Origin of the sequence: Promicromonospora soli (genome assembly GCF_014653785.1) — a bacterium.
Lineage (GTDB): Bacteria > Actinomycetota > Actinomycetes > Actinomycetales > Cellulomonadaceae > Promicromonospora > Promicromonospora soli.
Window position 1 is genome coordinate 217277 of sequence record NZ_BNAS01000004.1, and the last position, 12391, is coordinate 229667.

The 12391-nt window shown below is 71.4% G+C and carries 12 protein-coding genes; 1 reads left to right on the forward strand and 11 read right to left on the reverse strand.

Annotated elements, in window-relative coordinates:
* Positions 1–306: 306 nt before the first annotated feature.
* The 11 genes from rplS to ftsY all read right to left on the reverse strand — a co-directional run bounded on the left by rplS (position 307) and on the right by ftsY (position 11150).
* On the reverse strand, positions 307–654 hold the full coding sequence (gene rplS, locus IE250_RS14120; protein ID WP_189669920.1) for a 50S ribosomal protein L19: 348 nt from the start codon (positions 652–654) through the stop codon (positions 307–309).
* Between the two features lie 238 nt (positions 655–892).
* Entirely contained in the window at positions 893–1675 is a 783-nt protein-coding gene (gene trmD / locus IE250_RS14125) for a tRNA (guanosine(37)-N1)-methyltransferase TrmD (protein ID WP_189669921.1), read from the reverse strand.
* Between the two features lies 1 nt (position 1676).
* Positions 1677–2225, reverse strand: a complete 549-nt coding sequence (gene rimM / locus IE250_RS14130) for a ribosome maturation factor RimM (RefSeq protein ID WP_189669922.1) — start codon at positions 2223–2225, stop codon at positions 1677–1679.
* Positions 2226–2354: 129 nt separating this feature from the next.
* Positions 2355–2594: an RNA-binding protein gene (locus IE250_RS14135; protein WP_108491086.1), complete on the reverse strand. Its 240-nt coding sequence runs from the start codon at positions 2592–2594 to the stop codon at positions 2355–2357.
* Complete coding sequence (gene rpsP, locus IE250_RS14140) at positions 2594–3019, reverse strand: 30S ribosomal protein S16 (protein WP_189669923.1); 426 nt, start codon at positions 3017–3019, stop codon at positions 2594–2596. Before rpsP ends, IE250_RS14135 begins: the two co-directional genes overlap by 1 nt.
* 173 nt (positions 3020–3192) lie before the next feature.
* On the reverse strand, positions 3193–4314 hold the full coding sequence (locus IE250_RS14145; protein WP_189669924.1) for an amidohydrolase family protein: 1122 nt from the start codon (positions 4312–4314) through the stop codon (positions 3193–3195).
* A 127-nt stretch (positions 4315–4441) separates the two neighbouring features.
* Positions 4442–6082 (reverse strand): signal recognition particle protein, encoded by a 1641-nt coding sequence (gene ffh, locus IE250_RS14150; RefSeq protein ID WP_189669925.1) that lies wholly within the window; start codon positions 6080–6082, stop codon positions 4442–4444.
* A 37-nt stretch (positions 6083–6119) separates the two neighbouring features.
* Positions 6120–7934 carry a [protein-PII] uridylyltransferase family protein gene (locus IE250_RS14155; protein WP_189669926.1) on the reverse strand — a complete coding sequence of 605 codons (1815 nt, stop codon included), beginning with the start codon at positions 7932–7934 and terminating at the stop codon, positions 6120–6122.
* 20 nt (positions 7935–7954) lie between these two features.
* Entirely contained in the window at positions 7955–8293 is a 339-nt protein-coding gene (locus tag IE250_RS14160) for a P-II family nitrogen regulator (RefSeq protein WP_129783581.1), read from the reverse strand.
* Positions 8294–8336: 43 nt separating this feature from the next.
* On the reverse strand, positions 8337–9644 hold the full coding sequence (locus IE250_RS14165; protein WP_189670300.1) for an ammonium transporter: 1308 nt from the start codon (positions 9642–9644) through the stop codon (positions 8337–8339).
* A 315-nt stretch (positions 9645–9959) separates the two neighbouring features.
* A complete protein-coding gene (gene ftsY, locus IE250_RS14170) occupies positions 9960–11150 on the reverse strand; it encodes a signal recognition particle-docking protein FtsY (protein WP_189669927.1) in 1191 nt (396 codons plus the stop codon).
* A 177-nt stretch (positions 11151–11327) separates the two neighbouring features.
* Between ftsY and IE250_RS14175 the strand changes: the two genes are divergently transcribed.
* A complete protein-coding gene (locus tag IE250_RS14175; RefSeq protein WP_189669928.1) occupies positions 11328–12377 on the forward strand; it encodes an iron-siderophore ABC transporter substrate-binding protein in 1050 nt (349 codons plus the stop codon).
* Positions 12378–12391 lie beyond the last annotated feature (14 nt).

The following is a 12391-nucleotide window of genomic DNA, read 5'->3' on the forward strand; positions in this document are numbered from 1 at the left end:
AAGGCCCGACTGCTGCTTTCTCGGCTCACGACCGTGCGCGGCCCCACCCCGACGATGCGCCCCACCGTTCCCCCACGGATCAACTGCGCTCAAGGGCGTCCCATCGGTAGGGGTGTGCGGTGCCACCCGGTCGAAACTCGTCACGAGGGTAACTCTGTCACCTCGGAGCGTCGCCTGCGAAATAGTCGGCGGGCGAACATGAACCCCGTCGAATATCCCCACAGACCTGGGCGGGTACGGCGCCGGCCGCCACCCTCGGTACGGAGGATGGCGGCCGGTGCCGTCGCGCAGAGACGCTCGGGAGCGTCAGTTGTCGCGCTTCTCGCGGATCTTCGCCTTCTTGCCGCGCAGCTCGCGCAGGTAGTACAGCTTCGCGCGGCGCACGTCACCGCGGGTGACGACCTCGATGGACTCGATGGTCGGCGCGTGCAGCGGGAACTTGCGCTCCACTCCCACACCGAAGCTGACCTTGCGGACCGCGAACGTCTCGCCGATCCCGCCGCCGTGGCGGGAGATCACAACGCCCTGGAACGCCTGGATACGAGAGCGGTTGCCCTCGACGACCTTGACGTTGACCTTGACGGTGTCACCGGCGCGGAATGCCGGGATGTCGGACCGCAGCGAGGCTGCGTCGATGATGTCGAGCTTCTGCATCGTTCTCTCCGGGCCTGCCACAGGTCAGGCGCGAATCTCGTGGGCCCTGCCCCGGCTGTTGGCCGTCAGGGTCCCGGAAGGGTGTGGATGGCGGTGCGGCTTGACCCGGTCAGGGGCGGTTGCCCGCCCCGGTCGTCCCCTGTGGCAGAGACCTGACCGGCGACGCACCGACGGCCCATTCTGCCACACGAGCGTCCAGGCCGACGCGCCGAGCAGGTGTGACGTCACCCGCGGGCGTTCAGGCCCGCGCGAGCTTCCCGTCGTCGTCCGGGCCGGGCACCCAGCCGAGCTCCGCGAGCAGCGCCAGGTCGTGCTTGTCCAGGCTCGCCACGTCCAGCGCAGCGATCATGTCCGGCCGCAGCTGCGCCGTCCGCTCCAGCGCGCGGTCCCGTCGCCAGCGCTCGATCTTCGCGTGGTGCCCTGACAGCAGCACCTCCGGGATCTCGAGGTCCGCCCACGACGGCGGCTTCGTGTACACCGGGTACTCCAGCAGCCCCGCTGCACCGTGCGACTCCTCCACCAGCGAGTCCGGGTTGCCGACCATGCCGGGGATCAGCCGCGCCACGGCCTCGATCATGACCAGCGACGCGACCTCGCCGCCGTTGAGCACGTAGTCGCCGATCGAGAGCTCGTGCACCGTGACGCCGGCGTCCCGGTAGTGCTCGGCGACGCGCGCGTCGATGCCCTCGTACCGCCCGCACGCGAACACCAGCTGGTCGGCCGACGCGAGGCTCTCGGCGTGCCGCTGCGTGAACACCTCGCCTGACGGCGTCGGGAGGATCAGGCGCGCGCCCGGCTCCAGGACCTCGTCCAGGGCGGTGCCCCACACGTCCGGGCGCATCACCATGCCGGCTCCCCCGCCGAACGGGGTGTCGTCGACGGTGCGGTGCCGGTCGGTGGTCCAGCCGCGCAGGTCGTGGACGCGTAGGTCCAGCAGGCCGCGCTGCCGCGCCTTGCCCACGAGCGACAGGTCGAGCACCGACAGATAGTCCGGAAAGATCGAGACGACGTCGACGCGCACGTCAGTCGTCTTCCCGGTCGACGACGGCGGCGTCCGCGTCCCGTGCCAGCAGGCCGCCGGGCGGGGTCAGCACCACGCGGCCGCCCGCGACGTCGACCACGGGCACGATCGCCAGGACGAACGGGACCAGCGTGCGGGCTGTGCCGCCGTCGGGCAGGCTCTCCTCGATCAGCAGCGCCTCGTGGGCCGGCTGGTACTCCAGGGTGATGACCTTGCCCACCACCGTGCCGTCGGCAAGCTCGACGCGCAGGCCCTCGAGCTCGTGCGGGTACCAGGCGTCCTCCTCGTCGGAGGCGTCCGCCTCGACGACGAGCTCGGTCCCGCGCAGGTCCTCGGCGGCGTTCCGGTCGGCGATCTCGGCGAACGTGACCAGCCACCGGCCCTGGTACTCGCGCGAGTGCGTCACCGTCAGCGGTCCGACGGCGGCCGGCACGGTCTCGAGCCGCTCCCCGACGGCGAGCCGGGTCTCCGGATCGTCCGTGCGCAGGTCGAGGGCCACCTCGCCCTTGAGCCCGTGCGCCTTACTGACGCGGGCCACGGTCAGCTGCATGTCACTCCTCGAAGATGAAGGTGGTCTCGACCAGCGGTTCCTGAGCTTGTCGAGCGACCAACGGGAACGAGCAAGGCCCGGTCCTCGTTCGGACCGGGCCTCGTCGTAGTGCTGGGTACTGAAGGAACCTCAGCGCCGGTCGACGTCCACGACGTCGACCCGCACCGGGCCCTCGGTGGCGAGCGCACCGATCACGGTGCGCAGAGCGCGAGCCGTGCGACCGCCTCGGCCGATGACACGGCCCAGGTCGTCGGGGTGCACGCGGACCTCGAGCAGGTCACCACGGCGCAGCGTCTTCGCGGAGACGCGCACGTCTTCCGGGTTGTCCACGATGCCGCGCACCAGGTGCTCGAGGGCCTCCGAGAGCATCAGGCCTCGTCGCCCTCGGCCGGCGCAGCCGGAGCCTCGGCGGCGGCAGCAGCAGCCTTCTCGGCAGCCTTGGCCTTGGCCTTCTCGGCATCGGCGGCGACGGCCTCGATAGCGGCGGCCGCGTCGACCTTGTCGCCCTTGACCCGCAGGGTGCCCTCGGCACCCGGCAGGCCCTTGAACTTCTGCCAGTCACCGGTCACCTTGAGCAGAGCGGCGACCTGCTCGGTCGGCTGTGCGCCGACGCCGAGCCAGTACTGTGCGCGCTCCGACTTGATCTCGATGAGCGACGGCTCCTCGGTCGGGTGGTACTTGCCGATCTCCTCGATCACGCGACCGTCGCGCTTGGTGCGCGAGTCGGCGACGACGACACGGTAGTACGGGGCCCGGATCTTGCCGAGACGCTTGAGACGAATCTTGACAGCCACGAAGTGGTCTCTCCTGGTTTCTGATGGGATGGTCCGAGCACCGCGACGTGGGGTGAAGCAGTGGGTGGGACCGAGACGCAGCCTGGCCGGGTGAGAGGGGCCCGGGCACGCCGAGTACCTGCACATTGTGCCAGACGGCGACGGGCCCCACCAACCGCGCGTGCGTCACACCCTCAGCGGGCGGTCGGATAGACGGTGCCGCGCAGAACGACGGCCGTGGGATGCCGCAGCACCTCGATGTCCTCGCGCGGGTCCGCCGGGTACACCACGAGGTCCGCGCTGGACCCCTCGACGACGGCCCCGAAGCCCAGGTAGTCGCGGGCGCGCCAGGACGCCATCGCCACGACCTCCGCCGCCGGGATGCCCGCCGCGACCAGCTCGGCGCACTCGTCCGCTATGCGGCCGTGCGAGATCGTCCCGCCCGCGTCGGTGCCGACCAGGAGCCGCACACCCGCCTCGTGCAGGTCCCGGACCTGCTGGTAGCGGCGCGCGTACATGGCGCGCATCCGCTTCGCGTACACGGGGTACCTGCCGTCGGCCTGCGCCGCGATGCTCTCGAACTGACCTACCTGCAGCAGCGTGGGCGTGACGGCGATCCCGCGCACGGCGGCCTCGGCCATGTGCTCGGCCGTCATGCCGGTCCCGTGCTCGATGCAGTCGACACCGGCCGCCAGCAGCCCGTCGATGGTCTCGGTGGCGAAGGCGTGCACAGTCACGCGTGCCGCCTCGGCGTGCGCCACGGCGACCGCCTCCCGGAGCAGGTCGTCGGGCCACAGGGGGCGCAGGTCGCCGTCGGCCCCCAGCGTGCGGTCGATCCAGTCGCCGACGAGCTTGACCCAGCCGTCGCCGCGCCGAGCCTGCGTGCGCACAGCCTCGGGGAGCAGCTCCGGGGACTCGAGCTCGAGCCCGTAGTTGCGCAGGTATCGCTTGGGGAGCGCCAGGTGCATGCCCGACCGCAGCAGGTGCGGGAGGTCGCCGCGCCCGTGCACCCATGAGGTGTCGAGCGGGGATCCGGCGTCGCGGATCAGCAGCACCCCGGCGTCGCGGTCCGCCACCGCCTGCTTCTCTGCCTCGTCCACGGAGACTGCGCCGTCGGCGGCGAGACCGATGTGGCAGTGCACGTCGACCAGGCCGGGCAGTGCCCAGCCCTCCAGCACCTGCATGTTGGTGCCCTGCGCCGACGGGCGGGTGAGGCTGACGCGGCCCCGGCGGACCCAGACCTCCTCGACCTCTCGGTCGTCGCCCAGCAGGATGCGCCCGCGGATCGCCGCGGTCGGGCCTTCCAGCGCAGACATCCGGCTCCTTAGCTCTTCCCGACTCAGACTGTGGACTCGCCCTGCACCGGCACCGTCACCGGCTGCGCCCCCGCAGGAACCACCCGGCCGGAGCCACGCGCCGGTGACGCCGGCCGGCCGGAAGGCCTCACCGACCCAGGAACTTCTCCAGGCCCGGCGGCAGCTCGATGTTGTTCAGGTCCGGCGCCTCGTCGTTCTTCTTCGGGGCGACGCCGAAGGCCGAACCCGCGGGCGCGGCCGGCTTGGCGGCGGGGCCACCGCCCAGGGCACGCTCCATCGCCTCCCGCTCCTGCTGGGCGCGCTTGGCCGGGTTCCCGGACTTGCCCTTCTTGCCCTTCTTCGGCGGCGCCGTCTTGCCGCGGGACTTCTTGCCCATGCCCATGCCGGGGCCGCCGGGCATCGCGGGCATCCCGTTCGGCCCGATGCCGCCGCCCTTGGCCATCTGCCGCATCATCTTCTGGGCGCTCTCGAAGCGCTCCAGCAGCTGGTTGATGGCCGTGGTGGTGGTGCCGGAACCCTTGGCGATGCGGGCGCGGCGCGAGCCGTTGATGATCTTCGGGTTGTCGCGCTCGGTCGGTGTCATCGAGTGGATGATCGCCTCGATGCGTCCCACCTCGCGCTCGTCGAACTGGTCGAGCTGGTCCCGCATCTGGGCCATGCCCGGCAGCATGCCGAGCATCTTCTTCATGGAGCCCATGTTCTTCAGCTGCTGCATCTGCACCAGGAAGTCCGCGAGCGTGAAGTCCTGGCCGCTGGCGACCTTGGCCGCCATCTTCTCGGCCTCGTCCGCGTCGAACGCCTTCTCGGCCTGCTCGATCAGGGTGAGCACGTCACCCATGTCGAGGATGCGGCTCGCCATGCGGTCGGGGTGGAAGACCTCGAAGTCGGTCAGCTTCTCGCCCGTGGACGCGAACATGATCGGCCTGCCGGTCACCTTGGCGACCGACAGGGCGGCACCACCACGGGCGTCACCGTCCAGCTTCGAGAGCACCACACCGGTGAAGTCGACGCCGTCGGCGAACGCCTTGGCGGTGTTCACCGCGTCCTGGCCGATCATCGCGTCGATGACGAACAGGACCTCGTCCGGGTTCACCGCCGCGCGGATGTCGGACGCCTGCTGCATGAGCACCTCGTCGATGCCCAGGCGGCCGGCGGTGTCCACGATCACGACGTCGTGCTGGCGATCCCTCGCGTACGCGACGCCGTCCCTGGCGACGCCGACCGGGTCACCGATCAGCGGCGCGTCCGCAGCGGGGTCGTCGGCCTCCGACGTGTTGCCCGGGTGCGGCGCGAAGACCGGCACACCGGCGCGCTCGGCCACCACGGACAGCTGGGTCACGGCGTTCGGGCGCTGGAGGTCGGCGGCGACCAGCACCGGCGTGTGGCCCTGCCCCTTCAGGGCGTGCGCGAGCTTGCCCGCCAGGGTCGTCTTACCGGCACCCTGCAGACCCGCCAGCATGATGACGGTGGGCGGCGTCTTGGCCAGCGTGAGCGGGCGTGTGGCCCCGCCGAGGATGTCGACGAGCTCCTCGTTGACGATCTTGACGACCTGCTGGGCCGGGTTCAGCGCACCGGAGACCTCCGACGACAGCGCACGCTCGCGCACGGCGCCGGTGAACTCGCGGACCACGGGCACGGCGACGTCCGCGTCGAGGAGGGCGCGGCGGATCTCCCGCACGGTCGCGTCGATGTCCGCCTCGGAGAGACGGCCCCGCGTGCGCAGGTTCTTGAACGTCGAGGTAAGCCGGTCGGACAGGGAATTGAACACGGGCACAGCCTAATCGAGGTCGGTCACCACCGTTTCCTCAGGGCAACAGAGCCCGGGCTTGCTCGGTGAGCCCGTCCACGAGCTGCGAGCGCCAGCCCGTCCACGCCTTGGGCCCCAGGGACGTGGTGTCCGCCTCGGTCAGGGCGCGCAGCACGTCGAGCAGGTCGCGCCGGTGGTCCACCGCCTCCAGCAGCGTCGTCAGCGTGGCCGGGTCGTCGGGGTCGGCCTTGGTGGCCAGGTCGGCGAGGGTGAGGTGGTGCCGTACGAGCCGCGTGACGTCGTCGACCACCTGGGGGGCGAAGCCCGAGCGGGTCAGGATGCCGGGCACCAGCCGGGCACCCTCCACCGAATGGTCGGCCGCGCCACGCACCTTGCCGATGTCGTGCAGCAGCGCCGAGAGCAGCAGGAGGTCGCCGGCATCGCCTGCGGCCCGCTGGCCGGAGCCTGTCGAAGGGTCGGGCAGCCGACGCCGCAGCCGGGCGGCCACCGAGGCCGTCTCGACGAGGTGCCGGTCCACCGTGTGCCGGTGGATCGCCGCGCGCTGCGGCCGGTTGCGCACGTCCGCCCACTCCGGGATCCAGGAGGTGACCACGCCGGCGAGGTCTAGCGCCTCCCACACCGGGACCTGCGCCTGCCCCGCGGCGAGCAGCGCGAGCAGGCTCTCGCGCGCGGCCGGCGGCCACGGCTCGGGCAGGGGCGGGCACTGCTCCAGGCTCCGGATGGTCACGGGCGACAGCACGAGCCCGGTCCTGGCAGCGGTCGCGGCGGCCCGCAGCGGCAGCAGCGGGTCCTCCGCCGGGCGGGTCCCGACGCCGAGCACGAGCTCGCCGTCGTGCTCCACCAGGCCGTCGCCGACCGAGCGGAGGCGGGGCGGCGTGCGCCGTCCGCGCACCATGATCGGCTTGCCCACGCCCACCGGGCGGGACAGCGCCTGGCGCGCTCGGCGGATGGTCATGTCGAGCGCGTAGGAGATCACCCGGCCGGACTCGGCGAGGCTCGCCAGCAGCTCGTCCCCGTCGTCGTGCCCGGTGCGTTCGGCGACGTCCTCGAGGTCCGCCAGCAGGAGGCGGCTGGTGCGCCGCCGGGTGACCACCTGCAGGGTGTCGCGCACGTCGAGCAGGTGCGTGTAGGCGGCGTCCACCGCGCCGTGGGGGCGGTCGGTGAGCCAGGTGGCGGCCAGCGCGGAGAGCAGGATGGCGTCCCGCATGCCGCCGCGCGCCTCCTTGAGGTCGGGCTCGATGAGGTAGGCGAGCTCCCCCGCACGCTGCGCGCGGTCGCGGGTGGAGGAGATGAGCTCGGGCAGTCGCCGCCGCGCGGCGGCGCGCCAGTCCGTCAGCACGGCCGACGCCGCCCGGTGCACCACGACGGCGTCGCCGGCCACCGCCCGCACGCTCAGCCAGCCGATCACCGCCGGGAGGTCGCTCGCCGCCACCTGCCGCGACTGGCTCAGGGACCGCACGGCGTGGTCGATGTCCACGCCCGAGTCCCACAGCGGGTACCAGAGGCGCTCGGCCACCCGCTGCAGCTCGTCGGCACCGTGCGTCCGGCCGTCGTGCACGAGCACGAGGTCGAGGTCGCTCAGCGGGCCGAGCTCGCCCCGACCGAGGCTGCCGACGGCCGCCAGGGCGATGCCGGACGGGTCGACGTCGTCGGTCGCCTCCGCGAACAGGGCGCCGAGGCGGTCGGTGACCCGCTGCCCGACGGCGGACCGCCGGGCCAGGCCCGAACGGCCCGGGCCTGTGAGGTCCGCGGCGATGTTGAGGAGTTCGTCGCGGAGGCCCCGCACCCCACCAGTGGGGTACGGGGCCTCCGCCTGCTCCCGGGCGCCCTCGGGCACCGGGTCATTGGTCATGCGTAGTCGAACACTCCCGGTCAGAGGGCCGCGTCGCCGTGCTCGCCGGTGCGTACGCGGGCCACGTCGTCGACCGACACGACCCACACCTTGCCGTCACCGATCTTGCCGGTCTGGGCCGCGCCGACGATCGCGTCGGTCACCGCGGTGACGTCCTCGTCCGTGACGAGGACCTCGATGCGGACCTTGGGCACCAGGTCGACGGTGTACTCGGCACCGCGGTAGACCTCGGTGTGGCCCTTCTGCCGGCCGTAGCCGCTGGCCTCGCTGACGGTCATACCGCGAACCCCTGCACCCTCCAACGCCGTCTTCACGTCGTCGAGACGGTGGGGCTGGATGACACCCGTGACGAGCTTCATGCGCGTACCTCCTTCAGAGTCGGTTGCTGCACCGTGGTCACGGTCAGCGCACCTCGGTGATGGTAGAGCCGGTCGCAACCTCGTACGCCGTCTCGTCGTGTGCGGCCAGGTCGATACCGCTGACCTCGGCCTCCTCGGAGATGCGCCAGCCCATGACGGCCTTCAGCGCGTACGCGATGATCGCGGTGACCACGAAGCTGAACACGACGGCGATGAGCGCGGCGACGATCTGGGTGAGCAGCTGCGTGACGTCGCCGCCGTAGAACAGGCCGTTGAGCGCACCCTCCGGGTACCAGACACCGAACTGCTCTGCGTTGTCGGTGGCGAAGAGACCGATGAGCACGGTGCCGACGAGGCCACCGACCAGGTGCACGCCGACGACGTCGAGCGAGTCGTCGTAGCCGAACTTGTACTTCAGGCCGACGGCCAGGGCGCAGAGGACACCGGCGACGAGGCCGATGGCGATCGAGCCGTAGGTGTCGACCGCGGCAGCGGCCGGGGTGATGGCGACCAGACCGGCGACAACACCGGACGCGGCACCGAGCGTGGTGGGCGCGCCGTCACGAAGCTTCTCGGTGGCCATCCAGGCAAGCATCGCGACACCGGTCGCGACGAGGGTGTTGAGCCAGGCGCGGCCGGCGGTGCCGTCGGCGGCGAACTCCGAGCCGGCGTTGAAGCCGAACCAGCCGAACCACAGGAGGGCGGCGCCGAGCATGACGAACGGCAGGTTGTGCGGACGCATGGCAACGGTACCGAAGCCCTTGCGCTTGCCGATGATCAGCGCGAGCGCCAGGCCCGCGGCACCGGCGTTGATGTGCACCACGGTGCCGCCGGCGAAGTCGATCGGGACCGACAGGGCCGAGGCGATCGGCCCGTCGGCGCCGAGGAGGCCGCCGCCCCAGACCATGTGCGCGACGGGGCTGTAGACCAGCGTCACCCAGAGGGCGGCGAAGGCGATCCAGGTGCCGAACTTCACGCGGTCGGCGATGGCGCCGGAGATGAGGGCGACGGTGATGATCGCGAACGTGGCCTGGTAGCCCGCCGCGACGGTGGCCGGAACGCCGTAGGCGCCCATGAGCGACTCGGCATCGGTCATCGCGAGGCCGAAGTAGTCGACCGGGTTGCCGATGAAGCCGCCGATGTCGGTGCCGAACGTCAGCGAGTAGCCGAAGAGCACCCAGAGCAGACCGACGACGCCGATCGAGCTGAAGCTCATCATCATCATGTTGAGGACGCTCTTGCCGCGCACCATGCCGCCGTAGAAGAACGCCAGGCCCGGCGTCATCAGCAGCACGAGCGAGGCTGCGGTGATCATCCAGGCTGTATTGCCACTATCGAGCTCGAATTCCATCGCGGACAATGCCTCTCTCCCCGGACCGGTCCTGTTGACTCGGCCCACCGCGACTACGGTCGCGGGAAGCCGTTACGCGTGACCTGCATCGAGGTTACGGATGCGTGACGCAGGCGGGGCGAATGTAAACGTCTGATTTCACGAGCGACTTGGGCGAAATATCTTGCCGAACCGTGATCCGATCGTGATTTCACCGGTATCGATCTGTGACGTCACACCGCGCTGGCATCTTCTCACATACTGGACACATGGCCAGCGGGGACCAATTCATGACCGAAATTCGGCAGTACTTCATTCGGCACTCAAGCCGGTACCTCAGCCGAGGATTCCGTCCACGAAGTCGCCGACGTCGAACGGCGCCAGGTCGTCCGGGCCCTCACCGAGGCCGACGAGCTTGACCGGCACACCGAGCTCCCGCTGCACCTGCACCACGATCCCGCCCTTGGCGGTCCCGTCCAGCTTGGTCAGCACGATGCCCGTGACGCCGGCGACCTCCGCGAAGACGCGCGCCTGCGAGAGCCCGTTCTGACCGGTGGTCGCGTCCAGCACGAGCAGCACCTCGCTAGGCGCCGCGACCTTGCTCGCCACGCGCACGATCTTGCCGAGCTCGTCCATGAGGCCCGCCTTGTTCTGCAGGCGCCCCGCGGTGTCCACGAGCACGACGTCGATCTTCTCGTCCCGCCCGCGCGCCACCGCCTCGAACGCCACAGACGCCGGGTCCGCGCCCTCGCGGTCCGAGCGCACCGTCGGCACGCCCACCCGGTTGCCCCAGGTGGTCAGCTGGTCCGCGGCCGCGGCCCGGAACGTGTCGGCGGCCCCGAGCACGACGCTGCGGCCGTCGGCCACCAGGACACGGGCCAGCTTGCCGACCGTCGTCGTCTTGCCCGTGCCGTTCACGCCCACCACGAGGATCACGGCGGGCAGGTGCGCGTCGGCTTCCCCCGCGGTCGGCTCGGTGTGCAGGGTCCGGTCCAGCTCGGGCTGCAGGAGCGCCACGAGCTCGGAGCGCAGCAGGTTGCGCACCGCGGCGGGCTCGCGGACCCCCAGCACGCGGACCTTGGTGCGCAGCGCGTCCAGCAGCTCGGTGGTCGGGCCGGCGCCGACGTCGGCGAGGAGGAGCTCCTCCTCGATCTCGTCCCAGTCGTCCTCGGTGAGCGTGTCCCGGGACAGCACGGACAGCAGCCGGGCGCCCAGCGGCGAGCCCGAGCGCGCGAGGCGTTCGCGCAGGCGCACCAGACGGCCGGCGGTGGGCGCGGGCTTCTCGATCGGTTCGAGCAGGGGGCCCGGCTCGACCATCAGGTCGGGAGCCTCGACGGGCGCGGCCGTCGCCTCCGGCTCGGCCGTCACCGCAGGCTCGGCTACCGCCTCCCGTTCAGCCGTCCGCTCGGCCTGCTCCTGGTCCTCGGCCCGTCTCCGGCGTCGGGCGACGAGGAGGCCGGCGATGCCGCCGCCGCCCGCGAGGACGGCGAGGGCGGAGATGATCTCGATCCAGGGAAGCTCGTTCACGCCCAGATTCTTTCATCTCGGGGACCGCGGCGCGGAAGTGACCAGGCTCTCGGCTGGTGCGCCGGGAACGGCTTAGGCTTACCTAATTTGCACATGTAGGGTGAAGTGCCCGAGGCGACGCGCCGGCTCCGCACACGGCCGCGCATCACCGTTACCAAGAACACATGAGGAACAAACATGCCCCGCGCAGTTTCCGCGTCCGTCGCCGCCCTCGCCCTGGGCGCCCTCCTGCTCGCCGGCTGCAGCGGGACGGACGAGTCCGGCACCGGTGACAACCAGTCCAACGTCGCCACCGGCCAGGAGGGCTTCGAGGACGTCCGGAAGCTCGCTGCCCAGCTCGGCACGGACGCCGGCCCGGGCGAGTTCCCGCGCACGGTGCGCAACCTCGTGGCCAACGAGGAGGTCGGCGAGACGGTGATCCCCGCCAAGCCGGAGCGCGTCATCGTGCTCGACACCGGCGAGCTCGACAACATGGCCTCCCTCGGCATCGAGCCGGTCGGCATCGCCCACCCCGCCGACGTCGGCATGGCGCCCGGCTACCTGGACGTGGGCGACGCCGTCGACCTCGGCCCCTACGACGCCCTGGACCTCGAGCAGATCAAGAACCTCGAGCCGGACCTGATCCTCGGCACGTCGCTGCGGATCGACGACGACGACCTCAAGCGTCAGCTGCAGGAGATCGCGCCGACCGTCCTGGCACCGCGCCCCGGCGTCCTGTGGAAGGAGAACTTCCTCCTCAACGCGGCGGCCGTGGGCGAGGAGGAGCGCGCCCAGGAGCTGCTGGACGCCTACGAGGAGCGCGCGGCCGAGGTCGGCGCGACGGTCGCGGAGGCGAACGGCGGCGAGGCCCCGACGGTCTCCATGCTGCGCCTCATGGCAGGGCAGATCCGGCTGTATGCGAACGACTCGTTCATCGGCATCATCCTGGACGACGCCGGCCTGCCCCGGCCGGAGACCGAGGACATCGCCGACCTCGCCGTGGAGATCTCGGCGGAGGAGATCACGCTCGCCGAGGGCGACTGGCTGCTGTGGGGCACCTACGGGGAGGCTGACTCCACCGAGCAGGCCGCGGTCGTCGACGGTCCCCTGTGGGACCAGGTCCCCGCGGTGGCCGACGGCGGCGTCGTGCACGAGGTGGCTGACGAGACCTGGTACCTGGGTCTGGGTGTGGCGGGGGCCGAGCTGGTCCTCGACGACCTGGAAGCCATCGCCGCCGACCAGCGTTGAGCGCGCCCCGGACC

Bases quoted from the DNA above. Each gene is read 5' to 3' on its own strand.
- rplS (WP_189669920.1), bottom strand. From the start codon at position 654: ATGCAGAAGCTCGACATCATCGACGCAGCCTCGCTGCGGTCCGACATC.
- rimM (WP_189669922.1), bottom strand. From the start codon at position 2,225: ATGCAGCTGACCGTGGCCCGCGTCAGTAAGGCGCACGGGCTCAAGGGC.
- IE250_RS14135 (WP_108491086.1), bottom strand. From the start codon at position 2,594: ATGCTCTCGGAGGCCCTCGAGCACCTGGTGCGCGGCATCGTGGACAAC.
- IE250_RS14145 (WP_189669924.1), bottom strand. From the start codon at position 4,314: ATGTCTGCGCTGGAAGGCCCGACCGCGGCGATCCGCGGGCGCATCCTG.
- IE250_RS14155 (WP_189669926.1), bottom strand. From the start codon at position 7,934: ATGACCAATGACCCGGTGCCCGAGGGCGCCCGGGAGCAGGCGGAGGCC.
- IE250_RS14160 (WP_129783581.1), bottom strand. From the start codon at position 8,293: ATGAAGCTCGTCACGGGTGTCATCCAGCCCCACCGTCTCGACGACGTG.
- IE250_RS14165 (WP_189670300.1), bottom strand. From the start codon at position 9,644: ATGGAATTCGAGCTCGATAGTGGCAATACAGCCTGGATGATCACCGCA.
- IE250_RS14175 (WP_189669928.1), top strand. From the start codon at position 11,328: ATGCCCCGCGCAGTTTCCGCGTCCGTCGCCGCCCTCGCCCTGGGCGCC.